The organism is Rathayibacter sp. AY1A5 (assembly GCF_002930875.1).
GTDB lineage: Bacteria > Actinomycetota > Actinomycetes > Actinomycetales > Microbacteriaceae > Rathayibacter.
The window spans coordinates 1-24,553 of the sequence record NZ_PSTM01000004.1; the positions used below are offsets into that span (position 1 = coordinate 1).

The following is a 24,553-nucleotide window of genomic DNA, read 5'->3' on the forward strand; positions in this document are numbered from 1 at the left end:
GCCTCCTTCTTCCGCCCGTCCCCGCGCACGCTGGCGCTCGCCGTCTCCGGCGGGCTCGTCGTCGTGGCCGTCGCGTCGAGCCTGAGCCTCACCGTCGGCGGGCAGGGTGGAGCGGGTGGAGCGAGGGGGCACAGAGAGGTCTCACGGGTCGGCGGCTCGGCGGGGGACCGGGCTCGGGAGCAGGGGAAGCGGCTATGTCACCAGGCGGGGGTGGGAGATCCGTCAGACGGGCCTCCGAAAGCGCTCCGAATAACAGTACGGTAACGAGCGGCGCGTGTCACGCCCGATCGTGTCCGTCTGTGATCGCTAGACCGCCTAGGAAGTGGTCCCCGGTGCGTAATCGGGCGCATCCGGAAGGCCGAAGGCGCGCTCGAGCGTCTCGATGCCGGAGTCGTGCAGGTACCCGGAGAGCTGGGTCCCGACGTACCGCAGGTGGTACGGCTCCGACTCGTACCCCGTGATCGGAGTGGCGTCGGGCTTGTAGCGCACGAGGAAGCCGAAGCGATGGGCGTTGGCGCCGACCCACTGCCCCTCCGGAGTGTCGCCCCAGCAGATCTCGAGCGCGCACGCGCCCGACGCTCCCACCACGTCGACCGCCCAGCCGGTCTGGTGCTCGCTGTGCCCCGGGCGCGCACTCGTCGCATCCGCTCCCGCCTGCCCGCGCGAGGACACCCAGCCCGCGTAGACGCTGACCTGGGTGTCGTAGGAGCGGTAGGCGCTCTGCACCGCCAGCGAGAGGCCGGCCTCGGAGCGGGCGGCGGCGAAGAGCGGGACGAGGGCGTCCGCGGTCGCCTGGCGCATCGGCTGCCGGTTGACGTAGGGCACGTCGGGGAAGGTCAGGTCGGCGGGGACGTAGTCGACCGGCGCGAGCGTCCGCAGCTTGTTGACGACGACCCAGGTGCTCGCCGGGTCGTCGACGGACTGCGCGGTGAGGTCGATCCCGGAGGCGGTGGGAGTGGGTGTGGGAGTCGGAGTGGCGGTCGGCACCGCCGTGGGCGTCGAGGTGGTCGCGGCCGCGGAGGGCGACGGAGCGGGCGGCGCCGTCGAGGGGGTCGGCGAGGGCGCCGGCGCTCCGTTCCCGATGGCGGCTCCGACCCCCAGCGCGGTCAGGCCCGCCGCGGCGGCCACACCCCCGATGACCAGGGCTCGGCGGCGGACGGGGCGCCCATCGGTCGGCTCGTTCTCGTTCGACGTCATCCTCCGAGCCTAGACAGACCCGTTCCTGCGCATCTGCTGAAGCACCGGCGATCGGTTCTGTCCACCCGTGCCCCTCCACGCGGGTCGCGCATATCCTCTAAGGATTCACATAAGCAGACCCCCTAGCTTGAGTGACAGCCACGACTCCGCGTGCGACCGCCCCCTCGGCTGCACGGCCCCCCACGGAGCCGTCGATGGAAGGACCCCATGCTCCGACCCCTCACCGCACCCTCCGTCCCTCTCGCCGCCCTCGCTCGGACGCTCGAGATCGGCGACGAGGGCGGCCTGACGGCCGAGATCAGCGGAGTGACGCTGATCGCCTCCGACGTCGAGCCCGGCGACCTCTTCGTCGCCCTGCCCGGGGTCAACCGCCACGGGGCCGAGTTCGTCGAGCAGGCCGTGGCCCGCGGCGCCTCCGCCGTGCTGACCGACACCGCGGGCGCCGACGCCGCGCGCGCGACCGGTCTGCCCGTCCTCGTGGTCGACGACCCCCGCTCCCGCCTGGGCGCCGTCGCCGCCGCCGTCTACGGGACGGCCGAGCGCTCCCCCGTGCTGCTCGGCGTGACCGGCACCAACGGCAAGACGTCGACCGTCCACATGCTCGAGGGGATCCTCCGCCAGCTCGGCGTCGTGCCCGGCCTCAGCTCGACCGCGGAGCGCCACATCGGCGACACCTCGGTGACCAGCGGCCTGACCACCCCGGAGGCGACGGAGCTGCACGCGCTCGTCGCCCGCATGGAGGAGGAGGGCGTCGGCGCGGCCGCGATCGAGGTCAGCGCCCAGGCGCTCACCCGCCACCGCGTCGACGGCGTGGTCTTCGACGTCGCCGGCTTCACGAACCTCAGCCACGACCACCTCGACGACTACGGCGACATGGACACCTACTTCGACGAGAAGGCCCAGCTGTTCCAGCCCGATCGCGCGCGCCGGGCCGTCGTCTCGCTCGACTCCCCCGCGGGCGCGCGCCTCGTCGAGGTCGCCGGCGTGCCGGTCACCACGATCACCTCCCTCCCGGGCGTCGACGCCGACTGGACCGTGACGGTGCTCGAGCAGGAGTTCGGCCGCACCCGCTTCCGGATCGGGAACCGCGAGGGCCGTGCCATCACGACCTCCGTGCCGATCATCGGCACCCACATGGCCGCCAACGCCGGTCTGGCGATCGTGATGCTGATCGAGTCCGGTCGGCCGATCGGCGAGATCCGCGCCGCGCTGCACCGCGACGGCGGAGTGGACGCCTCCCTCCCCGGCCGCACCGAGCGCGTCTCGGGCGACCGCGGCCCCACGGTGTACGTCGACTTCGGACACAGCGCCGACGCCTTCGCCCGCACCCTGGAGGCCGTCCGCGAGGTCACTCCCGGCCGCGTGGTCATGGTGTTCGGCGCCGACGGCGACCGGGACGCGCTCAAGCGCCCGGCGATGGCCGAAGCCGCCGTCCTGGGCAGCGACGTGCTGGTCGTCACCGACCACCACCCGCGCTTCGAGGACCCGGCCTCGATACGGCGCACCCTCGTCGAGGCCGCCCGCGCCGCCCGTCCGGACGCCGAGATCCACGAGGTCGACGACCCCAAGCGCGCCATCCGCGTCGCCGTGTCCCTGGCGCACGAGGGCGACGCCATTCTCTGGGCCGGCCCCGGGCACCAGAACTACCGCGACATCCTCGGCGTGCGCACGCCGTACTCGGCCCGAGCCGAGGCCCGCGCAGCGCTCCGTGAGGCCGGCTGGGCGGACGAGGCGGTCCCCGCTCCGGCCTGACGCACGGCCCCGGCACGGCCGCCCTGAGATCCCGTTCAGGCTCGCCGGACGCTCTGTCGCGCTCTCCGCACGCGGTGTAACTTTGCGCAGCACGCAACGTTTGCGGCGGATCGCCGTGCCTGGACGCGTCCGCCAGACAAGGGGACCACCGTGGCCGACTCCGCCTCCGCTCCATCCGCTCCGACCTCGACGCCGTCCGGCGCCGTGATGTCGCACCGGCAGATCCTGTTCGTCATCTTCGGCCTGATGGCGGGGATGTTCCTCTCCTCGCTCGACCAGACCATCGTCGGCACCTCGATGCGCACCATCGCGGACGACCTCGACGGCCTCTCGCAGCAGGCGTGGGTGACCACCGCCTACCTGATCGTCTCGACGATCGCGACGCCGATCTACGGCAAGCTCTCCGACATCTTCGGACGCCGCCCGCTCTACCTGATCGCGATCGTGCTGTTCCTGATCGGCTCGACGCTCGCCGGCTTCTCGACCTCGATGCTCGGCCTCGCGGGCTTCCGCGCCGTGCAGGGCCTCGGCGCCGGCGGGCTCATGTCGCTCGCGCTCACGGTGATGGGCGACATCCTGCCCCCGCGCGAGCGCGCCAAGTACCAGGGCTACTTCCTGGCCGTCTTCGGGATCTCCAGCGTCGTCGGACCGCTCATCGGCGGCCTGCTCGCCGGCACCCCCGAGATCCTCTTCATCACCGGCTGGCGCTGGGTCTTCCTGATCAACCTCCCGATCGGCGCCGTCGCGCTCTTCATCGTTGTGCGGTTCCTCCACCTGCCCAAGCCCGCCGGCAAGCGCTCGGTGCGGATCGACTGGTGGGGCGCCTCCCTCGTCGTCATCGCCGCGGGACCGCTGCTGCTGATCGCCGAGCAGGGCCGCGAGTGGGGCTGGGGCTCGCCGATCGCGTGGGTCTGCTACATCGTCGGCGCGCTGGGCGTCATCGGCTTCATCGCGGCCGAGCGGATGATGGGTGACGACGCGCTCATCCCCCTCAAGCTCTTCCGCTCGCCGACCTTCTCGATGGCGACCGTGCTGGGCGTCCTCGTCGGCTTCGGCATGTTCGGCGGCATGATGGCGATCCCGCTGTACCTGCAGCTGGTGAACGGCGCCACGCCGACCGAGTCCGGCTTCCTGATGCTGCCGATGATCCTCGGCCTGATGATCGCCTCGATCGTCTCGGGTCAGATCATCTCGCGCACGGGCCGCTACCGCGCCTTCCCGATCGTCGGCACCTTCCTGATGTCGGCCGCGTTCTTCTACTTCACCTTCGTGACGATCGACAAGCCGGTGATCTTCATGATGGGCGGGATGCTGATGCTGGGCCTCGGGCTCGGGCAGATGATGCAGACCCTCACCCTGGCCTCGCAGAACTCGGTCGACGTGGCGAACATGGGAGTCGCGACCAGCGCCTCCACGTTCTTCCGCCAGATCGGCGGCACCCTGGGCACCGCCGTGATCTTCTCGGTGCTGTTCAGCCGGATCCCCGACACCATCGCCGCGGCCTTCAAGAACCCGGCGCTCGCGGCGGATCTGCAGCGGGCCGTCACCGATCCGGCCGTCGCCGCGGACCCGGCCAATGCCGGGATCCTGAAGCTGCTGCAGTCGCAGGATACCGCCGCGATCGGCTCCGCGCTCGACGGGGACACGTCGTTCCTGAACACCGCGGACCGCGCCCTGTCGGCCCCGTTCCTGACCGGGTTCAACGACGCGACCGTGACCGTGTTCCAGGTCGCGCTGGGCGTGGTCCTGCTGGCCTTCGTCCTCTCGTGGTTCCTCAAGACCCCGCCGCTGCGGGCGAAGTCGGCCATGCAGGAGGCGCACGACCTCGCGGCCGAGGACAGCGCGGAGGAGCTGCGCCGCACGGACCCGCAGCTGGCCGCGCGCGCCGGGGCCGACCTGGCCGCGGGCAGCATCGAGCCGGACGTCCGGACGGACTCGATCCGCACCGCTCCTCCCCGCGACGGGCACGGCGCCCACCGGGCCTGATCGGGAAGCGCCGGCCGACCGCGTCCTGCGCTCCGCTGCTCTCCTCCGAGGCGCCGCCTCCGCCGCCCGGACACCGCCCTCACCGCGGTGTCCGGCCGGGGAGGCGGCGCCGCACGGTCGTCCGGGGTGCGATGTCCCGCGTTCCGGGGCGAGAGAGCGCTCCACCGGGGCTCTAGGATGGTCGGACCGCTGCCGAAGGAGTCCGCAATGAGCGCCGCCCCCACCCCCTCCCCCGCGACCCCGAGCCTCTCGGAGCAGATCGCCCGCGCCGACCGGCTCGCCGTCCGCGACTGGCCCGCCGGCTTCCTCTGGGGATCCGCGACCGCTGCCGCCCAGATCGAGGGCGCCGGCCACGAGGGCGGCAAGGAGGACAGCATCTGGGACGCGTTCTCCCGCGTCCCCGGAGCGGTCGCGAAGGGCGACACCCCCGAGGTCGCGGTGGACCACTACCACCGGATGCCGGCGGACGTGCGGCTGATGAAGGAGCTGGGGCTCGGCTCCTACCGCTTCTCGGTCAGCTGGGCGCGCGTGAAGCCGGGCGACCGCGCCGTGAACCCCGAGGGCCTCGACTTCTACTCCCGCCTGGTCGACGAGCTGCTCGGCGCCGGCGTGCTGCCGTGGCTCACCCTCTACCACTGGGACCTCCCGCAGGCCGTCGAGGAGACCGGCGGCTGGGCGAACCGCGACACCGCCGAGCGCTTCCGGGACTACGCCGAGGCCGTCTACGAGAGCCTCGGCGACCGGGTGCAGCACTGGACGACGTTCAACGAGCCGTTCTGCTCGACCCTGCTCTCCTACGGCGCGGGCGTGCACGCCCCCGGCGTGATCTCGCAGCAGAAGGCCCTCGCCGCCGTGCACCACACGCACCTCGCCCACGGGCTGGCCGTCTCGACGCTCCGGCAGCTCGGAGCGCAGAACCTGGGCATCACGCTCAACCTCTCGAACGCCGTCCCCGACGACCCCGAGGACGAGGCCGACCTCGACGCCGCACGCCGCTTCGACGCGCTCCAGAACCGGATCTTCCTCGACCCGCTGCTGCGCGGCGAGTACCCCGAGGACCTGCTCGAGGACGTCGAAGGGCTCGGGCTCGACGAGCTGATCGTCGACGGCGACCTCGATCTCATCTCGCTCCCGCTCGACTTCCTCGGCGTGAACCACTACCACGACGACAACGTCTCGGCGCATCCGCTGCCGGCCGGAGCCGACGACTTCGCCCAGGCGACCGACCGCGAGGTCGGCTCCCCCTGGGTCGGCTCCGAGTTCATCACCTTCCCGTCGCGCGGTCTGCCGCGCACCGCGATGGACTGGGAGGTGAACCCCGACGGGCTGCGCTACCTGCTGACCCGCCTGGGCCTGGAGTACGAGAACCTCCCTCCGCTCTACGTGACCGAGAACGGCGCCGCCTACGACGACGTCGTCGAGGACGGCCGCGTGCACGACGCGGACCGCACGCAGTACGTGCTCGACCACGTCGAGAAGGTCGCCGACGCGATCGACCAGGGCGCCGACGTCCGCGGCTACTTCGTCTGGTCCCTCCTCGACAACTACGAGTGGGCCTGGGGCTACGAGAAGCGCTTCGGCATCGTGCGCGTCGACTACGACACGCAGGAGCGGATCGTGAAGGACTCGGGCCTGGTCTACTCCCGACTGCTCGGCGGCAGCGCCGCGGCGATCCTGGACTGACCCGTGAGCGAGCCGACGGGCGTCCGCGGCGGGGGCCGCTCCCCCACCCTCGAGATGGTCGCGGCGCGGGCCGGAGTCTCGCGCGCGACGGTCTCGCGGGTGGTCAACGGCGCCCCGCAGGTGGCGGCCGAGATCGTGGCCGCCGTCGAGAAGGCGATCGGCGAGCTCGACTACGTGCCCAACCACGCGGCGCGGATGCTCGCCTCGCGGCGCACGCAGTCGATCGCGCTGATCGTGCCGGAGTCGACCGCGCGCGTCTTCGCGGACCCGTTCTTCGCCTCGATCGTGCAGGGCGCCGCGATGCGCCTGGCCGACACGGACTACACGCTCTCGATGCTGATCGCGTCCGAGACGGACGGCGAGAAGACGCGGCGGTACCTGCTCGGCGGCAATGTCGACGGCGCGCTCGTGGTCTCGCACCACTCCGGCGACCACTCCTACGCGGCGCTCTCGGGCACGCTGCCGATCGTCTTCGGCGGCCGGCCGCTCTCGCCGGACGAGCGCGGCTCCTACTTCGTCGACGTGGACAACACGGAGGGGGCGGCCGTCGCCACCGCGCACCTGATCGAGCGCGGCCGGCGCCGGATCGCCACCATCGCGGGCCCCGCCGACATGCCGCCGGGCGTCGACCGCCTGATCGGCTGGCGCGGAGCACTCACTGACGCCGGCCTCGCCGACGACCTCGTCGAGTGGGGAGACTTCTCGCCGGCCAGCGGCACCGAGGCGATGCGCCGCCTCCTCGCCCGCGACCCCGACCTGGACGGCGTCTTCGCCGCGAACGACCAGATGGCGGTCGGCGCCTACGCCGCCCTCCGCGAGGCCGGCCGCCGGATCCCCGAGGACGTGTCCGTCGTGGGCTTCGACGACGATCTCTTCGCGCGGAACGCCGTCCCCGCGCTGACCACCGTTCGCCAGCTCCCCGACGAGCTCGGCGCCCGCATGGTGGAGCTGCTGACCGCCCGCATCGAGGGGCTCCCCGTGGAGCACCGCACGCTGATGCCGACGTCGCTGGTCGTCCGCGCCAGCAGCTGACCCCGGCCCGCGACTGTCCAGGAGTCGTCGCAGTCGACGCCGAGTGCGACTACTCCTGCGTAGTCGGAGGGCTCCGCGTGCTCGATCGGATGCGGACCGGCGGGCGGATCCGGACGGTGGGGCGGACGCGGGCGGCGGGGCGGGGATGGACGAGCGGGTCGATCCGTCGACGGGGTGCGTCACGGTTGCCAGCCGTGGGCCACGAGAGCGGCACGGAGCTCGGCGATCGTGCGCGCCCTGCCCCGGGTCAGACCCTCCGCGCGGACGACCACGACGATCCAGCCCGCGAGGTGCAGGGCCAGGAGCCGTTCACGATCGCGTGAGAACTGCGCGTCGTCCGTCCGGTGCTGGCCGCCGTCGTACTCCGCCACCACCTTCCACCGTTCGAAGACCAGATCGCCGACCGCGAGCAGTCGGCCGCCGATCCTGATCTCGGCGTTCACGTCGGGCGAGGGCAGTCCCGCCTCCTCGACGAGAGCGCGGAGCCAGGTCTCCCTCCGCGAGGCGGCTCCGGTCGATGCCAGCCGCAGAGCCTCAGCCAGGCCGCGTCGGCCCCGGCCCCGATGGGAGGCCAGGCGGTCCTGCAGCTCGTGAAGCCGGACATGGGGACGCGGATCGTCCCGGCGCGGGTAGCGCGGCTCGAACAGGAGGTGGTCCGTCGCCGCGAGGAGATCGCGGGCGGACAGCAGTGGCGCGAGCGCGATCCACGTCGACACCGCTCCCGTCACCGGCAGGCCGTGCCGCTCGACCCTGTCCGTCTCCGTGAGGGTGTGGCCGATCACACCCCGGGTCCTGGGGGGCCGGTGCGGCGTCGCCGCCGACACGTGGATCGGATCGTCCTCGCCGGGTCGCGCCGGGAGCGGCACTCCCCAGGCTTCGGCCGCGGTCAGGTGGGAGAAGAGCTGCCAGGGCCGCAGCCGCGGCAGATAGGCGACGGCTCGTTCCAGGTGCGTGACGGGCGCCACCCGGGTGCTCACTCCGTGGAAGGGGCTGGCCAGGGCGGGAGTGCGCAGCCGGGCGTCCGTCATCCCGGCGCGGAGTGCCGCTCGCCGGGTGAAGGCTCCGAGGTCGGTGCTGGACATGCCGCGATTCTGGGGGTCCGTGATCCTCGTCCGTCTCCCGCGATCCGCATTCTGTGGACGAACCCCTGATCCCGCACCTGGGGAGGCGCGCCTCCCACCACGACTGTCCAGGAGTTGTCGCAGTCGGCGTCGAGTGCGACAACTCCTGGACAGTCGGAGCGATCGATGTCGAGTGCGACACCTTCTGGACAGTGGGAGCGACCGACCTCGACACGTCTGAGGAGTCGAGAGGGCCCGCGTCAGAGGAAGAGCGGCGCCGGGTCGAGGGCGGCGAAGCGGCGGCGCATGACGGCGACCGCGTCGGCGTGCTCGTCGACGAGGACGAAGCGACGGCCGAGAGCGTGCGCGACGGCGCCGGTCGTGCCGGAACCGGCGAAGAAGTCGAGGACGGCGTCGCCCTCGCGGCTGGACGCCTGCACGATGCGGCGGAGGATCCCCTCCGGCTTCTGCGTCGGGTACCCGGTCTTCTCGCGGCCTGTCGGCGAGACGATCGTGTGCCACCACACGTCGGTCGGCCGCTTGCCGCGCTCGGCCTTCTCGGGGGTCACCAGGCCCGGGGCCATGTACGGCTCGCGGTCCACGGCGGCGGAGTCGAAGTGGTAGCCGCGCGGGTCCTTCACGTAGACGAGGATCGTGTCGTGCTTGGTCGGCCAGCGGCGCGTGGCCTTCGCTCCGTAGTCGTAGGCCCAGATGATCTCGTTGAGGAAGCACTCGCGGCCGAAGAGCGCGTCGAGCAGCACCTTCGCGTAGTGCGCCTCGCGGTAGTCGAGGTGGAGGTAGAGGGTGCCGTCGTCGGCGAGGAGCCGCCACGCCTCGGCCAGACGCGGCTCGAGGAACGACCAGTAGTCGTCGAAGCGGTCGTCGTAGCGGAGCAGGTCGCCGCGGATCCGCTCGTAGCTGCGCCCCTTGAAGCCGGCGATCGTGCCTGTGGTGGAGCGCACCGAGGTGGTCGAGGTGCGCACCTGCGCCCGGCCCGTGTTGAACGGCGGGTCGAGGTAGACGACGGTGAAGGCGCCGTCGGCCAGCTGCGGCAGGACCTCGAGGTTGTCGGCGTGGAACACCGCGCTCCGCGACTCCGGGACGCCGTCCGCGATCTGGATCGTCCTGGGCACCCGGCAATTGTGCCAGTGCGCGCGAGCCCGGCGACACGCTCCGCGCCTCGCGCCCGGGCTCGACGGATGCCGGGGAGGCTCCGGCGTAGAGTGGCGCGATGATCTCCGAGGTGCGCCACGACGAGGACTCGTCCCGCTACACGCTCTGGCTCGACGGCGAGACCGTCGGAGTCGCGGACTACGCCGTCCGCGGCCGCGACGTGGTCTTCCTCCACACCGAGATCGCGCCCGAGCACCGCCACGAGGGCCTCGGCGAGACCCTCGTCGAGGCGGCCCTCGACGACGCGCACGAGCGCTTCGGCGGGCGCATCGTCCCGGCCTGCCCGTTCGTCGCCGAGTTCATCGCCGAGCACCCGGACTACCAGGAGCTCCTCGCGAGCTGAGGGGCGCCCGCCGGACCGGTCCGCCGCGCTCCGCTCCGGGTCCACGCGCCGGCGACCGCCGCCCCGGACCCGCCGGTCAGGGGACGCGCCGCAGCCACTCCGGAGTCGAGTACTTCGTCCGCACCAGCTCCTCCGCCGCCGCGTACTCCTCCTCGGTCAGCGTCCCCGCCTCGCCGCCGTGCAGCTGCACGAAGGTCGCCTTCATCCGCTCGATGATCTCGGCGCGGCTGAGCCCGGTCTGGCTGCGCAGCGGGTCGACGCGCTTCACGGCGGAGGCGATGCCCTTGTCCGAGAGCTTCTCGCGGCCGATCCGCAGCACCTGCACCATCTTCTCGGCGTCGATGTCGTAGCTCATGGTCACGTGATGGAGGACGGCGCCGGAGCCCAGGCGCTTCTGCGCGGCGCCGCCGATCTTGCCCGAGGGCGAGGTGATGTCGTTGAGCGGCTGGTAGACCGCGTCGATCCCGAGCGACTGCAGCGCGCTGACGGCCCACTCGTCGAGGAAGGCGTAGGAGTCGGCGAAGGTCAGCCCCTGGACGAGGTCGCCGGGGACGTAGAGCGAGTACGTGACGACGCTGCCCGCCTCCATGAACATCGCGCCGCCGCCCGAGATGCGGCGGACCACGTCGACGCCGTACTTCGCCGCGTTGTCGAGGTCGACCTCGTTGCGGAGCGACTGGAAGCTGCCGATGACGACGGCGGGCTGGTCCCACTCCCAGATCCGCAGCGTCGGCTCCCGGCGGCCCTCGCCGACCGCGGCGGTCAGCACCTCGTCGAGCGCCAGGTGGGTCGCGGGAGGGACGGCCCGGTCGTGCACGATGCGCCAGTCGTAGTCGCGCCAGCTGGTCGCCTTCTGCAGCGAGCGGCGGATCGCGACCGCGACGGCCTCGGGCGTGAAGCCGAGCAGGACCGCGTCGGCCGGGAGCGCCTGCCGGATGGCGGCGGCGATGGACTTCGCGTCCGTCTCGGCCGGGAGGCCCACGACCGCGCGATCGATGTCGTCGAGGGCCGTGTCGGGCTCGAGGAAGAAGTCGCCCGCCAGGCGGAACCCGGCGAACCTCCCGTCGACCACGTCGAGGTCGACGACCACGAGCTTTCCGCCGGGGACCTTGTACTCGCCATGCATGACGCCAGCCTAGGCGCGAGCCGGGGCGGGGAAGCGCTCGCCCAGCCACTCCACGAGATCTGCCGTGACCTCGGCCCGGTTGAGCTCCTGGAACAGCTCGTGCCGCGCCCCCGGGTACACCCGCACCGAGACGTCCGTGTACCCGGCCCGCCGCCGGTAGGCCTGGGCGAGCGCGCGCACCGACCGCTCGCCGCCGAGGGTGTCATCGGCGCCCACGACCAGCAGCAGGGGCAGCGGATGCTCGGGCCCGCGCTTCGGGCGGCCGACCAGCCGCAGGGTCTCGACCAGCCCGATCCGCTTCGCGAGCGGCGTGGTGAAGGTGAGGGGGTCGTCGTGGAACCGCTGCCAGACCTCCGGGTCGCGGGAGAGCCACTCGAGGCCGAGGCCGCCGGCGACGCGGTGCCGCTTCGCCAGGTCGCCCGCGTTCATGTGCCCGGGGAGGCGGTAGGCCGTGCCGCTCAGCACGAGCGCGGCGTAGGCGCCGGAGTGGTGGTCGACGATCCGCTGCGCCATGAGCGACCCCCAGGAGTGGCCGAGCAGCACGATCGGCACGCCGGGGCTCTCCCCCGCGAGCAGCTCCGTCAGCCGGAGGATCGCCGCCTCGGTCGCGCGCAGGCCGCCCGGCCCCAGCAGTCCGAGCCGGGAGGAGTCGCCGCCGTGCTGCTCGAGGCCGGTCCGGCCGTGCCCGCGGTGGTCGTCCGCCGCGACCGCGTACCCGGCGGCGACCAGCGCCTCCGCCAGCTCGACGTAGCGCCCCGAGTGCTCGCCGACCCCGTGGGCCAGCTGCACGATCGCGCGGGGCGAGGGGTGCGGCCACCAGCGGTAGTGGATGACGACGCCGGAGGCGTCCTGGAAGGTCCTGTCGACAGCGGCGCCGGTCATGGTGACCAGTGTGGCGCTCCGGCCGCTGGGCGCGAGGGACGCGCGGAGAACTGAGAAGATACTCACGATCCATCGGCGGGCACCCTGCTCGTCACGGTGCCTCGCTACCTTTTCCCTTGACGAGCGACCCCCGCGACCGTCCCCCGACCCCCCCTTCACGAGCGAGGCCAGCCCCTTCATGACCGTATCGCCCCTGATCTGGACCCTGACGATCGTCTTCATCGTCCTGCTCCTGCTCTTCGACTTCTTCTTCCACGTCCGGAAGGCCCACGAGCCCACGCTGAAGGAGTCGTCGATCTGGTCGGCGCTCTACGTCGGCATCGCCGTGCTCTTCGGGCTCGGCGTCCTCGTCTTCGGCGGAGCGACGCCCGGATCGGAGTACTTCGCGGGGTACATCACCGAGAAGGCCCTCTCGGTCGACAACCTGTTCGTCTTCCTCATCATCATGGCGAGCTTCAAGGTGCCCCGCGCCGACCAGCAGAAGGTGCTCCTCTTCGGCATCGTCTTCGCGCTGATCGCCCGCACCGGCTTCATCTTCCTCGGCGCCGCACTGATCAACTCGTTCGCCTGGGTCTTCTACATCTTCGGCCTGATCCTGCTGCTGACCGCGTTCAACCTGGTCAAGCCGGGCGACGACCACTCCAGCGACAACGTGATGGTGCGCCTGGCCAAGCGGATCTTCAAGACGAGCGACCAGTACGACGGCGACAAGTTCTACACGCACATCGACGGCAAGAAGGTCCTCACGCCGATGATCCTCGTCATGGCGGCGATCGGCGGAACGGACATCCTGTTCGCCCTCGACAGCGTGCCGGCGATCTTCGGCCTCACCAGCGACGTGTACCTCGTCTTCACGGCGACCGCGTTCTCGCTGCTGGGCCTGCGCCAGCTGTACTTCCTCATCGACGGCCTGCTCGACCGCCTCGTCTACCTCAGCATCGGCCTCGCCGCGATCCTCGCCTTCATCGGCGTGAAGCTGATCCTGCACGCGCTCCACGAGAACAACCTGCCGTTCATCAACAACGGCGAGCACGTGGAGGTCTTCGAGATCGGCACCGGACTGTCGCTCTCGGTCATCATCGGCGTCCTGGTGATCACGGTGATCGCCTCCCTCGTCAGCCCCAAGGGCCGCCGCATGGCCGCCGAGGCCGCCGAGCGCCGCCGCGTGGCCGAGGCCGCGGGCGCGGACGTCGACGCGACGCACTGAGTCGTCTCGTGCGCCGCGGGGCGGCGCACCGCGGTCGGCTCCCCTAGGCGGTCGGGTCCCGGAGAGCGGGTCCCGACCGCCTACGACGATCCGCCGACACGCGGATCCCCCGTTCGGCTCGACCGAGCACCGCACGCCGGTGCTCCGCAGTCAGCTCCCCTAGGCGCTCAGGTCCCCGAGAGCGGGTCCCGACCGCCGAGAACGCCCCGCCGGCTCGAGCGCGGACTCCGCTCGCGGAGGGTCAGCGGGCGCGGTAGCGGTGCTCCGGGCGTCCGGTGGTGCCGTAGCTGAGGGTCATCTCGACGAGGCCGCGGCCCGCGAGACCCGAGAGGTAGCGCTGGGCGGTGGCGCGCGAGATGCCGGCGCGCTCGGCCACCTCGAGGGCCGACAGCTCGGCCCCCGACTCGGCCAGGCGCGCCAGGACGAGCTGCTCGGTCGCCGAGCGCGAGGGCTGCGCGGCGGTCGCGTCGCCCGAGTGCAGGATGCGCAGCGCCCGCTCCACCGCCTCCTGATCGGCCGCGCGGTCCTCCCGCAGCACGTTCCGGAACCGCACGTACGCGTCGAGGCGCTCGCCGAGCAGGCGCGCCTCGAACGGCTTGATGAGGTACCCGAGCGCCCCCGCGTGCAGGGCGCGCCGCACCGTCGCCCCGTCGGAGGCGGCGCTCACGATGAACGCGTCGGTGTCGAGCTCGCGGAGCAGCGCGATCCCGCTCTGATCCGGCAGGTGCACGTCGAGCAGCAGCAGATCGGGCGCGTGCTCGGCGACGGCCGCCCGCGCCGCGCGCGCCGTGTGCACCGGAGGAAGGGCCGTCAGCCCCTGCCGCGCCTCGACCAGGTCCGCATGCAGCTGCGCGACCCGGAAGTCGTCGTCCACCACCAGCACCGTGCGCTCCCGCGCCGTGTCCGCGCTCATGACCCGTCCCCGTCCTGCTCCGGCGGCCGCACCGCTCCGGGGAGGCGCGCGCACAGCACGGCCCCCGACTCCGCTCCGCCGGGGTCCGCCAGCCAGACCTCGCCGCCGCGCCGGGCGGCCACCTCACGGCACAGCGGCAGGCCGAAGCCCCGGCCGTGCACGCGGCCGTCGTCCTCGACGGGGTCGCCCGCGCCGGCCCGGTCGAACAGCGAGTCCGGATCGAGCACTCCGTCGCCGGAGTCGGCGACCGTCACGAAGAGAGCGTCGCCGTCGTCGAGCAGCTCGACCTCGACGAAGCGCACGTCGCGCCGCCCCTCGACCGCCGCGCGCACCGCGTTGTCGACCAGGTTCCCGACCACCGTGGCGACGTCCTCCGGCTCGACGACGGTGCCGCGCACCAGCGTCTCCTCACCGAGCGTCAGCAGCACGCCGCGCTCGGCCGCCTCGATCCCCTTCGCGCCGACGAGCGCCTGGAGGTACGGCTCCTGCAGCCGGTCGGCGTGCTGCACCGGGTACTTGAGCGGGCCGCGGGTCAGCACCTCGTCGAGGTAGTCGCGCGCCGACGCGGTCCGCCCCGCATCCAGCAGGCCCGCGACCACGTGCAGGCGGTTGGCGAACTCGTGCCGCTGCACCCGGAGCGCGTTGGTCATCGCGCCGACCGCGTCGAGGCGCCGGCTCAGCGCGGCGAGGTCGGTGCGGTCGCGCAGCACCACCACCACGCCCAGGTCGCGGTCGCCGCGGGTCACCCGGCGGATGTCGACGTAGACGATGCGGGAACGGACGACGAAGCCCTCCTCGCCTCCGGGGCGGGGCGGTTCGACGGAGTGCAGCGCGGCCCCGATCGCGTCGGCCAGCGGAACGGGCAGGTCGAGCTCCGCGAGCGGCCGCCCGTGCAGCGCCCGCCCGGTCGGGTCGTCGGAGCCGAGGATCGCGGCGGCCCGCGCATTGCAGACGCCGACGCGCCCGTCGCGGTCGAGCGCGAGCACGCCCTCGTCGACCCCGTCGAGCACGGCGGCCTGGTCCTGCACGAGCGAGGTGAGCTCCTCCGGGGCGAGGCCGAGCGTCAGGCGCAGCAGGCGGCGGCGGATGAAGACGGAGGCGACGGCGGCGAGCACCAGCCCGGCGAGCGCCGCGGCGAGGACGCCGAGCAGCGCGGTCGGCAGGTCGGTGAAGACGCTGGAGCGCGCGAAGCCGATGCTGACCTCCCCGACGACCCGCTGCTCCCCCGCGGCGAAGACCGGGACCTTGGCCCGTGCCGACTCGCCCAGCGTGCCGGTGCCCCACGAGACGCTCTCGCGCCCGGCGAGCGCCTCGTCGGGGCTGGTCGAGACCCGCTCGCCGAGGCGGTCCTCGTCGGGGTGCGCGAGGCGGATGCCCTGATCGTCGGTGATCACGACGAAGAGCGCGCCGGTGCGCTGCTCGACGGCGGCGGCGACGTCCTCGAGCGGTCCGCCGCGCAGCTCCGAGGCGGCGGGCGCGCCGGGCACCGCGGAGGACGCGGCGACCGCGTCCTGCACGTCGGGGTCCTCGGCGACGGTGCGGGCGATGGCGAGCGCCGTCCCCTCCGCCTCGCCGCGCAGCTGCTGGACGCTGAGCGCGGTGACGAGGCCGGCGCAGACCAGCACGGCGGCCGACACCGTGGCGAGCTGCAGGACCAGGACGTGGGTCGCGAAGCGCATCGGGGCCTCCTCGCCGTCGTCGTGCGCAGAATGCGCAGAAGCCACACTATGCGCAGATGTCGCCGTAATGAGCGATACCCCGGCGCCGGACGCGGAGCTGCCTAGGGTTTCCACCATCTCCCGGCCGGCTCTCCCGCCGAGCGCGGGCGGAGGCACTGGACGAAGGAGTCGGCTGTGTTGGTAGTACTCGGTTTCACCATGATCCTGGCCTTCATGGCCCTGATCATGACCAAGCGGCTGACGCCGATGGTCGCCCTGATCGTCGTGCCGACGATCTTCGGCCTCTTCGCGGGCGCCGGCCTCGGCATCGGCGACATGGTCCTCGAGGCGATCGGCAGCCTCGCGCCCACGGCCGCGCTGCTGATGTTCGCGATCATGTACTTCGGGATCATGATCGACGTCGGGCTCTTCGACCCGCTGATCCGCTTCATCGTCCGCGCGCTCGGCGACGACCCGGCGAAGGTCGTGCTCGGCACGGCGCTGCTCGCCGGCGCGGTCTCGCTCGACGGCGACGGCTCGACCACCTTCATCGTCACCACCGCCGCGATGCTCCCGATCTACCTGCGCCTGGGGATGAACCCGGTCGTGCTGACCTGCGTCGCGGGCCTGGCCAACGGCACGCTCAACATCGTCCCCTGGGGCGGACCGACGGTGCGCGCCGCCGCGGCCCTCCAGGTCTCGCCGAGCGAGATCTTCGTGCCGATGCTCCCCTCGCTCGCGGTGGGCCTGGCCGTCACGCTCGTCTTCGCCTGGTTCCTCGGGCTCGGCGAGCGCCGCCGCCTCGGCTCGCTCGCGCTGGCCGAGCCGATGCTCGAGCAGGAGCTCGTCGGCGCCGGCCGCGGCTCATCCTCCCGCTCGGGCGGCGCCCGCACCGGCGGCCTCGCGGCGCTGACCGGGGGCATCCGCACCGTCGCCCGGGAGCGCTTCTCCTTCCTCCGCGGTCCCCAGGCCCTGCGCGGAGCCCAGGTGGCGGTCGCCGCCCGCGTGCAGGCCGACGACGCCGACACCGCGATGGCCGACACGATGCTCGACCCCGAGCGCGAGACGCTGCGCCCGAAGCTGATCTGGGTGAACCTGGTCCTGACCCTCGCGGTGATGACGCTGCTGGTCGCCGACATCCTGCCGCTGCCCTACGTGTTCATGGTCGGCTCCGCGGTCGCCCTGCTGATCAACTTCCCGAAGATGAAGGACCAGGCGGCCGAGATCGTCAAGCACGCGCCGAGCATCGTGGGCGTCGTGTCGATGGTGCTGGCGGCCGGCGTGCTGATCGGCGTCCTCAACGGCACCGGCATGGTCGACGCCATGGCGGAGTGGGTCGTCGCGGTGATCCCGCCGGCGCTCGGACCGTTCCTCGCCGTGATCACCGGCGTGCTCAGCATCCCGATGACCTTCTTCATGTCGAACGACGCGTTCTACTACGGCATCCTCCCCGTGCTCTCCGAGAGCGCGGCGAACTACGGCATCTCGCCGGTCGAGATGGCGCGCGCCTCGATCACCGGGCAGCCGGTGCACCTCCAGAGCCCGCTGGTCCCGGCGATCCTCCTGCTCGTCTCCCTCGCCGCGGTGAACCTCGGCGACCACCACCGCAAGGTGCTGTGGCGAGCGGTCGTCGTCTCGCTGGTCATGCTCGCCGTCGGCGTGCTGGTCGGCTCGATCCCCTTCGGCTGAGGCCGGCGGAGCGGATCGCCGAGCGATCGGAACGAGGACGGGACCCCTTGCTGCGGCGGGGGTCCCGTCCTCGTTCCGCGGCTCGGTCCCGCAGCCCGCGCTAGCGCAGCAGCGGCGCCAGGTTCTCGGTCCACACGTCGGAGCCGACCTTGAGGATGAGGGCGCCGACCACGACGAGGAACGCGACCCGGATGAAGCGGCTGCCACGAGCGACGGCCATCCGCGAGCCGAGGTACGCGCCCGCCACGTTGGCGGCGCCCATCAGGAGGCCCAGCAGCCAGATCACGTGCCCGCCCGGCACGAAGTAGAGCAGGGCGCCGAGGTTGGTCGCGACGTTGACGATCTTCGCCTTGGCACTGGCGAGCAGGAAGTCGTAGCCCAGCGCGGTGATCAGGGCGATGATCAGGAAGGTCCCGGTGCCCGGTCCGATCAGGCCGTCGTAGAAGCCGATCAGGAGTCCCAGCACGGCCGCCGTGACGAGGTGGCGCCGGCCCGCGTGCTTGAGCACCGTGACGCTGCCCAGTGCCGGGCGGGCGATCGTCACGACGGCGACCACGATCAGCGCGACGACGATGATCGGCTTGAACACCGCGGCCGGGAGGAGGCCGGCGAGCGTCGCGCCTCCGTAGCTGCCCGCGAGGGCGACCGCCGCCATCGGCAGTGCGGTGCGCAGATCGGGCTTCGCGCGCCGGTAGTAGGTGATCGCGCTGGTGGTCGTGCCGAAGATCGAGGCCAGCTTGTTCGTGGCGAGCGCCTGCACGGGCGAGATCCCCGGCACGAGGAGCAGGGCGGGGAGCTGGAGGAGTCCGCCGCCGCCCACGACCGCGTCGATCCAGCCGGCCGCGAAGGCGGCGAGGATCATCAGCGCGAGGACGGGGAGTCCGAGATCCTCTGTGAAGGTCAGCATCGGTCGGAAGCGTACGCGAGCACTGCGACCCCCTCGACCTCGGGGGCCGGGCCGCCCTAGGGTCGGCGGCATGCGATTCGGACTCTTCATCCCCCAGGGCTGGCGCCACGACCTCGTCGGCGTCCCGGCCGCCGACCAGTGGCGCACCATGAGCGACCTCGCCTGGCACGCCGACGACGGCGCCTGGGAGTCGATCTGGGTCTACGACCACTTCCACACCGTCCCGCAGGTGACGGAGGAGGCGACGCACGAGGCGTGGTCGCTGATGAGCGCGTTCGGCGCCACCACGTCGCGCGTGCGGCTGGGCCAGATGTGCACCTGCATGGGCTACCGGAACCCCGCCTACCTCGCCAAGGTCGCGACGACCGTCGACATCGTCTCGGGCGGGCGGGTCGAGATGGGCATCGGCGGCGGCTGGTACGAGCACGAGTGGCGCGCGTACGGCTACGGCTTCCCGCCGATCGCCGAGCGGCTGGGCCGGCTCGACGAGGGAGTGCAGATCCTGCAGCAGGCCTGGACGACCGGGTCCGCGACCCTCGACGGCCGCTACTACCAGGTGGACGGCGCGCAGAACCGACCGCTGCCCCTGCAGGAGGGCGGCATCCCGCTGTGGGTCGCCGGCGGCGGCGAGAAGGTCACGCTGCGGATCGCGGCCCAGTACGCGCAGTACACGAACTTCGCCGGGACCCCGGAGGCGTTCGACCACAAGAGCTCGGTCCTCCGCGGGCACTGCGAGCGCCTGGGCACCGACTTCTCGGCGATCACCCGGAGCTCGAACTACAACGTCGTGATCGGCGAGACGGAGGCGGAGGTCGAGGCGGCGCTGCAGCGTCTCGAGGAGCGCGTGGTCCCGTACCTCGGCGCGGAGGGAGCGGCGTCCTTCGTCGCCGAGTACCGCAGCCCCGACGCGCTCGCGGTCGGCACTCCCTCGCAGATCGTCGACCGGCTCGCCGGCATGCAGGCGCGCGGGATGGACTACGGCATCCTCTACTTCCCGGACGCCGCCTACGACCGGTCCGGCATCGAGCTGTTCGAGCGCGAGGTGCTGCCGGCGCTCTCCTGAGCGCGGAGCGGCGGGGGCTCCTACGCCTCCCGCCCCCCGCCCGCAAGTCCTTGGGGCGCCCCGGCCCCGCGCCTACGGTCGGAGCATGGACGCACAGGACATCCGCTGGAACGACGAAGCCCGCGACAAGATCCTCGAGGACTCGGACAGGGTCCTCCGCGAGGCGGTGCTCGACCTCGCGACGAGCAAGAAGGGCGAGCCCTGGGAGGACGTGTTCGCGGAGCTGAACGCGCGCCTCAAGGACCGCTTCATCGACTTCGAGCCCGGCCCGGACCTCCGCAAGTACGCCGAGGCCGTCTCCGCCGGGGAGATCGAGACCGGCTCGTGAGCGAGCACGACCGCGACGCCGCGCTCGAGGACGAGATCACCTCGATCCACGCCCTCGGCGAGGGCCGCGTCGGCGAGACGGCCGGCCCGGAGGACGAGGACCACGAGCTCTCGCCCGAGCAGGACGCCCGCATCGAGTCCGAGCTGAAGAGCCGGGGCAGCGAGAGCTGATCCCCCCGGTACGCGGAAGGCCCGCTCCCCCTCGAGGGAGCGGGCCTTCCGCGTGAGTCGCGACTACGCCGAGAGGGGCTCGTAGTCGGTGTAGCCCTCGGCTCCTCCGCCGTAGACCGTCTCCTGGACGACCTCGTTCTCGGGGTGCCCGCCCTGCCAGCGCTCGACCAGGTCGGGGTTGGCGATCGCCGGGCGGCCGACGGCCACGGCGTCGGCGTGGCCCTCGCTGATCAGCTCGGTCGCCTCCTCGCGGCTGGTCGGCGAGCCGAAGCCGCTGTTGGCGATGAAGACGCCGTCGAAGCGCGAGCGGAGGTCCTGGACCAGCTCGCCGGCGGGCTCGGCGTGCAGGACGCTGAGGTAGGCCAGGCCGAGCGGGGCGAGCCCGTCGACGACGGCCTCGTAGGTGGCGCGCACGTCGTCGCCGTCGGTCTCGACGACGTCCTGGATGTTGTGGGCCGGCGAGAGGCGGATGCCGACGCGGCCCGCTCCGACCTCGTCGACGATCGCGCGGGTGACCTCGAGCGGGAACGCGGCGCGCTCGGCCGGGGTCCCGCCGTACTGGTCGGTGCGCACGTTGGAGACGGGCGAGAGGAACTCGTGCAGCAGGTAGCCGTTGGCGCCGTGCACCTCGACTCCGTCGAAGCCGGCGTCGATCGCGCGGCGGGCGGCGGCGACGAACTCGTCGCGGACGGTCGCCAGCTCCTCGGTGGTCAGCGCGTGCGGCACCGGGAAGGGCTTCTTGCCGGCGGGGGTGTGCACCTCTCCGTCGATGGCGACGGCGCTCGGGGCGACGATGCGGTCGGTGCCGGTGATCTCGGTGTGCGAGACGCGGCCCGCGTTCATCAGCTGCATGACGATGCGTCCGCCCGCGGCGTGCACGGCGTCGGCGACGGCGCGCCAGCCCGCGGCCTGCGCGTCGGTCTCGATGCCGGGCTGCCCGGCGTAGCCCTTGGACTCGGCGCTGGGGAAGACGCCCTCGCTGATCAGCAGGCCCATGCTCGCGCGCTGGGCGTAGTACTCGGCGACGATCGCGCCGGGCACGCCCTGCTCGTCGGAGCGCAGTCGCGTCATCGGTGCCAGGACGATGCGGTTGGGGAGGTCGAGGTCGCCGGCGGTGAGGGGGGAGAACGGATCCACGGGATCGCCTTTCTACGGAGCTGTCTCAGGGGCTGCCCTGAGGGGGGAGGCACGTGCACCTGCGGCGCACTCCGGGCCACAACCGCGAGCGGAGCACCGTCATTCCTCCTCCCGGCGTTCTCCCATCCCCCGCGCCCCGGGCACGCGGTCGACGGCCTGCCGCCTCCCGACTCCTGCTCGGACACCCGGGCTGTCTACACTCGGGAGGCGACGACGAAGGAGTGTGCGCGATGCCGGCGAGACCCCACCACCCCGTGAGCTCCCGGCTGCTGCCGGCGCTCGGGGCCCTCCTGATCGCCGCGGTCCTCGCGCTGGTCCCCGCGACCGCGGCGACGGCCGAATCGCCCGTCTCCTTCTCCTCCTCCACCGTCCTCGACTCGGTCGGGGTGCTGAGCTCCGGAGAGACCGCCGAGATCGAGCAGGCCTCGCGGGCCCTCTACGACCAGCACCGCGTGCAGCTGTTCGTCGCCTTCGTCGACTCCTTCACCGATCCGTCCGACCGCGCCGCGTGGGCGGACGAGACCGCGACCCGCAACGGACTGGGCACCGACGACGTCCTCCTGGCCGTCGCGGTCGACGCCCGCCAGTACCAGGTGTCGGTCGCGCAGGGCTTCGCCCTCGACGACGCGCAGGTCTCCTCGCTCCAGTCCGACGACATCGAGCCGAGGCTCGCCGACGGCGACTGGGCCGGAGCCGCGGTGGCCGCCGCCGACGGGATCGGGCAGCGCCTCGACGCGCCCAGCGCCGGCGAGTCCCTCGGCTCGGGGCTGCTGATCGCGCTCGGCGTGCTCGCGGCCCTCGTCGTGGTCGGCCTCGTGGTGCTGCTGCTCGTCCGCCGCGCGCGGAAGCGCCGCGCCCAGGAGGCGGTGGAGGCCTCGATCGACGAACTCGCCACCCGTGCCGGGTCGGCCCTCGTCCACGCCGACGACGCCGTCCGCACCAGCGAGCAGGAGGTCGGCTTCGCGGAGGCGCAGTTCGGCGCCGACGCGACCGGCGCGTTCCGCGAGGCGCTCGTCACCGCGAAGCGCCTGCTCGGCGAGGCCTTCACCCTGCAGCAGCGCCTCGACGACGCCGAGCCGGAGACCGATCAGGAGCGCCGCGACGGCTACCAGCGCATCCTCCAGCTCTGCGCCGACGCCGAGCAGACGCTCGACGAGCGCGCGAGCGCGTTCGAGGAGCTGCGCGACCTCGAGAAGAACGCGCCGCAGGTCGCCGCCGCGCTCTCGGCTCGCGCCGCCGAGGTCGGCGACCGCCTCCCCTCGGCCCGCGCCCGCCTCGCCGAGCTCGCCTCCCGCTACGCGCCGACCGCGATCGACGACGTGGGCGACGACGCCGACCAGGCCGAGGACCGCCTCCGCTTCACCCGCGACCAGCTCGCCGGCGCCCAGCAGGCGCTGCAGGCCGGCGACTCCGGCCGCGCCGCCGTGCTGCTGCGCGCCGGGCAGCAGGCCGCCGAGCAGGCCTCCGGACTCGTCGACGCGGTGGCGACGAGGGGTGACGAGCTGCAGAAGGCGGAGGCGTCGCTCGCCGGCCGCATCGCCGAGATCCGCGCCGACGTGGCGCAGGGACGAGCGCTCGCCGCCTCCCAGGACGCGGAGTCCGCTGCCCAGGCGCAGAACGTCGCCGCGGCGGTCGCCTCGACCGAGGCCGCCCTCGACGACGTCGAGCGCGCCGCCTCCGTGCGGCCGAACGACCCGCTCGCCCTGCTCGAGGCGCTCACCGCCGCCGACGCCACGATCGATGCCGCCGTCGGCGGGTTCCGCGACGCGCAGGCCCAGCGCGAGCGCGAGCGGGCCGCCCTCGGCGCCGAGCTCACCTCCGCCCGCAGCCGCGTCTCGGCCGCCGAGGACTTCATCGCGGCCCGCCGCGGCGCGGTCGGCTCGGAGGCGCGCACCCGCGTCGCCGAGGCCGCCCGCTCGGCCGAGTACGCCGAGCACATCGCCGCCACCGACCCCCGCGAGGCTCTCGCCTCCGCCCAGCGCGCTTCGCAGCTCGCCCAGCAGGCGCTCGAGCGGGCGCGGGCCGACGCCGGCTCCTACTCCGCCCCGAACGCCGTCGGCAGCCCCTACGGAGGCGACACGACCGGCGCGTTCCTCGGCGGGATCCTGGTCGAGTCGCTCCTGGGAGGCGGACGCCGCAGCGGCTACCGCTCGGGCGGCTTCGGCGGAGGCGGCTTCGGCGGCGGCGGCTCGTCCCGGCGCTCCGGCGGCGGCGGCTTCGGCGGCGGGCGCAGCAGCGGCGGAGGCGGACGCCGTGGAGGCGGCGGGCGCTTCTGAGCGCCCCCGGGCATCCGCGCACGACCGACGACCACCACCTCCCCCACGACTCCGGCACCACCTCCGACATCCGGCACCACCCACGACGCAAGGAGAGACACCCATGGCACAGAGACAGTCGATCTTCGGCCGCATCGCGCAGCTCGCGAAGGCCAACATCAACGCGCTCCTCGACCAGGCCGAGGACCCGCAGAAGATGCTCGACCAGATGGTCCGCGACTACACCGACAGCATCCGCGACGCCGAGGCGGCGATCGCCACCACGATCGGCAACCTGCGCCTGCTCGAGGACGACTACCGCGAGGACGTGCAGAACGCCCAGGAGTGGGGCGGCAAGGCCCTCGCCGCGAGCCGCAAGGCCGACGAGCTGCGCACCGGCGGGAGCGCCGGCGACGCCGACAAGTTCGACGCGCTGGCCAAGGTCGCTCTGCAGCGCCAGATCCAGTCCGAGAAGGAGGCGAAGGACGCCGAGCCGACCATCGCCTCGCAGACCGAGGTCGTCGACAAGCTCAAGACGGGCCTGAACCAGATGCGCGAGAAGCTGCAGCAGCTCTCGAGCAAGCGCGACGAGCTGATCGCGCGCTCGAAGACCGTCGAGGCGCAGAGCCAGGTCCAGGACGCCGTGAAGAGCATCGACCTGATGGACCCGACGAGCGAGGTGAGCCGCTTCGAGCAGAAGATCCGCCGCGAGGAGGCGCGCGTCCGCGGCGCGGAGGAGCTCGCCTCCTCGAGCCTGGACGCGCAGTTCGAGTCGCTCGAGGACCTCGGCGAGATGACCGAGGTGGAGGCGCGCCTCGCCGCGCTCAAGTCCGGCCGCCCGCAGGACTCGATCGGCTCCTGAGCCCGTGCGCCTCCGGCGGTCCCGCCGGAGGCGCACTCCCCTTCCCGACACGCGCGGAGCGAAGGCTGGCAATCGCCATGGTGCGGTGCCGCCGCCGTCCCCGTAGTGTTCACACCAGGTTGCCCTTGA

Annotated in this window: 21 protein-coding genes; 12 read left to right on the forward strand and 9 right to left on the reverse strand. The window is 72.8% G+C overall.

Going from position 1 to position 24,553, the window contains the following annotated elements:
- Nucleotides 1-315: 315 nt before the first annotated feature.
- The gene (locus C5B98_RS03405) at nucleotides 316-1,197 is read right to left on the reverse strand and encodes a D-alanyl-D-alanine carboxypeptidase family protein (protein WP_104224948.1); all 882 of its coding nucleotides are present in this window, start codon (nucleotides 1,195-1,197) and stop codon (nucleotides 316-318) included.
- 207 nt (nucleotides 1,198-1,404) lie between these two features.
- Here C5B98_RS03405 and C5B98_RS03410 point away from each other — a divergent pair, with 207 nt between their 5' ends.
- From C5B98_RS03410 to C5B98_RS03425, 4 genes are all read left to right on the forward strand, one after another.
- The gene (locus C5B98_RS03410) at nucleotides 1,405-2,949 is read left to right on the forward strand and encodes a Mur ligase family protein (protein WP_104327320.1); all 1,545 of its coding nucleotides are present in this window, start codon (nucleotides 1,405-1,407) and stop codon (nucleotides 2,947-2,949) included.
- 207 nt (nucleotides 2,950-3,156) lie between these two features.
- The gene (locus C5B98_RS03415) at nucleotides 3,157-4,935 is read left to right on the forward strand and encodes an MDR family MFS transporter (RefSeq protein ID WP_104246965.1); all 1,779 of its coding nucleotides are present in this window, start codon (nucleotides 3,157-3,159) and stop codon (nucleotides 4,933-4,935) included.
- A 207-nt stretch (nucleotides 4,936-5,142) separates the two neighbouring features.
- Nucleotides 5,143-6,618, forward strand: coding sequence for a GH1 family beta-glucosidase (locus C5B98_RS03420; protein ID WP_104327321.1), 1,476 nt, complete (start codon nucleotides 5,143-5,145; stop codon nucleotides 6,616-6,618).
- A gap of 54 nt (nucleotides 6,619-6,672) precedes the next feature.
- Nucleotides 6,673-7,650, forward strand: coding sequence for a LacI family DNA-binding transcriptional regulator (locus C5B98_RS03425; protein ID WP_104225165.1), 978 nt, complete (start codon nucleotides 6,673-6,675; stop codon nucleotides 7,648-7,650).
- Between the two features lie 179 nt (nucleotides 7,651-7,829).
- Here the strand turns inward: C5B98_RS03425 and C5B98_RS03430 are convergent, their stop codons facing one another.
- Complete coding sequence (locus tag C5B98_RS03430) at nucleotides 7,830-8,732, reverse strand: hypothetical protein (protein ID WP_104327322.1); 903 nt, start codon at nucleotides 8,730-8,732, stop codon at nucleotides 7,830-7,832.
- Nucleotides 8,733-8,971: 239 nt separating this feature from the next.
- Nucleotides 8,972-9,844 (reverse strand): site-specific DNA-methyltransferase, encoded by an 873-nt coding sequence (locus C5B98_RS03435; RefSeq protein WP_104225160.1) that lies wholly within the window; start codon nucleotides 9,842-9,844, stop codon nucleotides 8,972-8,974.
- Nucleotides 9,845-9,942: 98 nt separating this feature from the next.
- Here C5B98_RS03435 and C5B98_RS03440 point away from each other — a divergent pair, with 98 nt between their 5' ends.
- Nucleotides 9,943-10,227 carry a GNAT family N-acetyltransferase gene (locus tag C5B98_RS03440; protein WP_104233160.1) on the forward strand — a complete coding sequence of 95 codons (285 nt, stop codon included), beginning with the start codon at nucleotides 9,943-9,945 and terminating at the stop codon, nucleotides 10,225-10,227.
- A 76-nt stretch (nucleotides 10,228-10,303) separates the two neighbouring features.
- On the opposite strand, the gene C5B98_RS03445 is transcribed toward C5B98_RS03440, so the two are convergent.
- Together C5B98_RS03445 and C5B98_RS03450 are read right to left on the reverse strand one after the other, a co-directional pair.
- A complete protein-coding gene (locus C5B98_RS03445; protein ID WP_104225162.1) occupies nucleotides 10,304-11,353 on the reverse strand; it encodes a biotin/lipoate A/B protein ligase family protein in 1,050 nt (349 codons plus the stop codon).
- Between the two features lie 9 nt (nucleotides 11,354-11,362).
- Entirely contained in the window at nucleotides 11,363-12,235 is an 873-nt protein-coding gene (locus C5B98_RS03450; protein ID WP_104327323.1) for an alpha/beta fold hydrolase, read from the reverse strand.
- 178 nt (nucleotides 12,236-12,413) lie between these two features.
- Here C5B98_RS03450 and C5B98_RS03455 point away from each other — a divergent pair, with 178 nt between their 5' ends.
- Nucleotides 12,414-13,442, forward strand: a complete 1,029-nt coding sequence (locus C5B98_RS03455) for a TerC family protein (protein WP_104223866.1) — start codon at nucleotides 12,414-12,416, stop codon at nucleotides 13,440-13,442.
- 241 nt (nucleotides 13,443-13,683) lie between these two features.
- On the opposite strand, the gene C5B98_RS03460 is transcribed toward C5B98_RS03455, so the two are convergent.
- Nucleotides 13,684-14,355, reverse strand: coding sequence for a response regulator (locus C5B98_RS03460; RefSeq protein WP_104262727.1), 672 nt, complete (start codon nucleotides 14,353-14,355; stop codon nucleotides 13,684-13,686).
- A complete protein-coding gene (locus C5B98_RS03465) occupies nucleotides 14,352-16,034 on the reverse strand; it encodes an ATP-binding protein (protein WP_104283199.1) in 1,683 nt (560 codons plus the stop codon). The genes C5B98_RS03460 and C5B98_RS03465 overlap by 4 nt, the downstream gene beginning before the upstream one ends.
- 198 nt (nucleotides 16,035-16,232) lie before the next feature.
- Between C5B98_RS03465 and C5B98_RS03470 the strand changes: the two genes are divergently transcribed.
- The gene (locus C5B98_RS03470) at nucleotides 16,233-17,702 is read left to right on the forward strand and encodes a CitMHS family transporter (RefSeq protein WP_104233156.1); all 1,470 of its coding nucleotides are present in this window, start codon (nucleotides 16,233-16,235) and stop codon (nucleotides 17,700-17,702) included.
- Between the two features lie 100 nt (nucleotides 17,703-17,802).
- Here the strand turns inward: C5B98_RS03470 and C5B98_RS03475 are convergent, their stop codons facing one another.
- Nucleotides 17,803-18,609: a TSUP family transporter gene (locus C5B98_RS03475; RefSeq protein ID WP_104223862.1), complete on the reverse strand. Its 807-nt coding sequence runs from the start codon at nucleotides 18,607-18,609 to the stop codon at nucleotides 17,803-17,805.
- 70 nt (nucleotides 18,610-18,679) lie between these two features.
- Between C5B98_RS03475 and C5B98_RS03480 the strand changes: the two genes are divergently transcribed.
- The 3 genes from C5B98_RS03480 to C5B98_RS16815 all read left to right on the forward strand — a co-directional run bounded on the left by C5B98_RS03480 (nucleotide 18,680) and on the right by C5B98_RS16815 (nucleotide 20,170).
- On the forward strand, nucleotides 18,680-19,672 hold the full coding sequence (locus C5B98_RS03480; RefSeq protein ID WP_104327324.1) for an LLM class F420-dependent oxidoreductase: 993 nt from the start codon (nucleotides 18,680-18,682) through the stop codon (nucleotides 19,670-19,672).
- An 85-nt stretch (nucleotides 19,673-19,757) separates the two neighbouring features.
- Complete coding sequence (locus C5B98_RS03485; RefSeq protein ID WP_068251275.1) at nucleotides 19,758-20,000, forward strand: hypothetical protein; 243 nt, start codon at nucleotides 19,758-19,760, stop codon at nucleotides 19,998-20,000.
- Complete coding sequence (locus C5B98_RS16815; RefSeq protein ID WP_160035225.1) at nucleotides 19,997-20,170, forward strand: hypothetical protein; 174 nt, start codon at nucleotides 19,997-19,999, stop codon at nucleotides 20,168-20,170. Before C5B98_RS03485 ends, C5B98_RS16815 begins: the two co-directional genes overlap by 4 nt.
- Nucleotides 20,171-20,233: 63 nt before the next feature.
- Here the strand turns inward: C5B98_RS16815 and C5B98_RS03490 are convergent, their stop codons facing one another.
- Nucleotides 20,234-21,307 (reverse strand): alkene reductase, encoded by a 1,074-nt coding sequence (locus C5B98_RS03490; protein ID WP_104226205.1) that lies wholly within the window; start codon nucleotides 21,305-21,307, stop codon nucleotides 20,234-20,236.
- Nucleotides 21,308-21,537: 230 nt separating this feature from the next.
- Here C5B98_RS03490 and C5B98_RS03495 point away from each other — a divergent pair, with 230 nt between their 5' ends.
- On the forward strand, nucleotides 21,538-23,583 hold the full coding sequence (locus C5B98_RS03495; RefSeq protein ID WP_104327325.1) for a TPM domain-containing protein: 2,046 nt from the start codon (nucleotides 21,538-21,540) through the stop codon (nucleotides 23,581-23,583).
- A gap of 103 nt (nucleotides 23,584-23,686) precedes the next feature.
- Nucleotides 23,687-24,424 carry a PspA/IM30 family protein gene (locus tag C5B98_RS03500; RefSeq protein WP_104273526.1) on the forward strand — a complete coding sequence of 246 codons (738 nt, stop codon included), beginning with the start codon at nucleotides 23,687-23,689 and terminating at the stop codon, nucleotides 24,422-24,424.
- The last annotated feature ends 129 nt before the right edge of the window (nucleotides 24,425-24,553 follow it).

Coding starts and splice junctions, on each gene's coding strand:
- C5B98_RS03405 (WP_104224948.1), bottom strand. CDS start 1,197: ATGACGTCGAACGAGAACGAGCCGACCGATGGGCGCCCCGTCCGCCGC.
- C5B98_RS03410 (WP_104327320.1), top strand. CDS start 1,405: ATGCTCCGACCCCTCACCGCACCCTCCGTCCCTCTCGCCGCCCTCGCT.
- C5B98_RS03415 (WP_104246965.1), top strand. CDS start 3,157: ATGTCGCACCGGCAGATCCTGTTCGTCATCTTCGGCCTGATGGCGGGG.
- C5B98_RS03420 (WP_104327321.1), top strand. CDS start 5,143: ATGAGCGCCGCCCCCACCCCCTCCCCCGCGACCCCGAGCCTCTCGGAG.
- C5B98_RS03425 (WP_104225165.1), top strand. CDS start 6,673: ATGGTCGCGGCGCGGGCCGGAGTCTCGCGCGCGACGGTCTCGCGGGTG.
- C5B98_RS03430 (WP_104327322.1), bottom strand. CDS start 8,732: ATGTCCAGCACCGACCTCGGAGCCTTCACCCGGCGAGCGGCACTCCGC.
- C5B98_RS03440 (WP_104233160.1), top strand. CDS start 9,943: ATGATCTCCGAGGTGCGCCACGACGAGGACTCGTCCCGCTACACGCTC.
- C5B98_RS03445 (WP_104225162.1), bottom strand. CDS start 11,353: ATGCATGGCGAGTACAAGGTCCCCGGCGGAAAGCTCGTGGTCGTCGAC.
- C5B98_RS03450 (WP_104327323.1), bottom strand. CDS start 12,235: ATGACCGGCGCCGCTGTCGACAGGACCTTCCAGGACGCCTCCGGCGTC.
- C5B98_RS03455 (WP_104223866.1), top strand. CDS start 12,414: ATGACCGTATCGCCCCTGATCTGGACCCTGACGATCGTCTTCATCGTC.
- C5B98_RS03460 (WP_104262727.1), bottom strand. CDS start 14,355: ATGAGCGCGGACACGGCGCGGGAGCGCACGGTGCTGGTGGTGGACGAC.
- C5B98_RS03465 (WP_104283199.1), bottom strand. CDS start 16,034: ATGCGCTTCGCGACCCACGTCCTGGTCCTGCAGCTCGCCACGGTGTCG.
- C5B98_RS03470 (WP_104233156.1), top strand. CDS start 16,233: ATGATCCTGGCCTTCATGGCCCTGATCATGACCAAGCGGCTGACGCCG.
- C5B98_RS03475 (WP_104223862.1), bottom strand. CDS start 18,609: ATGCTGACCTTCACAGAGGATCTCGGACTCCCCGTCCTCGCGCTGATG.
- C5B98_RS03480 (WP_104327324.1), top strand. CDS start 18,680: ATGCGATTCGGACTCTTCATCCCCCAGGGCTGGCGCCACGACCTCGTC.
- C5B98_RS03485 (WP_068251275.1), top strand. CDS start 19,758: ATGGACGCACAGGACATCCGCTGGAACGACGAAGCCCGCGACAAGATC.
- C5B98_RS03495 (WP_104327325.1), top strand. CDS start 21,538: ATGCCGGCGAGACCCCACCACCCCGTGAGCTCCCGGCTGCTGCCGGCG.
- C5B98_RS03500 (WP_104273526.1), top strand. CDS start 23,687: ATGGCACAGAGACAGTCGATCTTCGGCCGCATCGCGCAGCTCGCGAAG.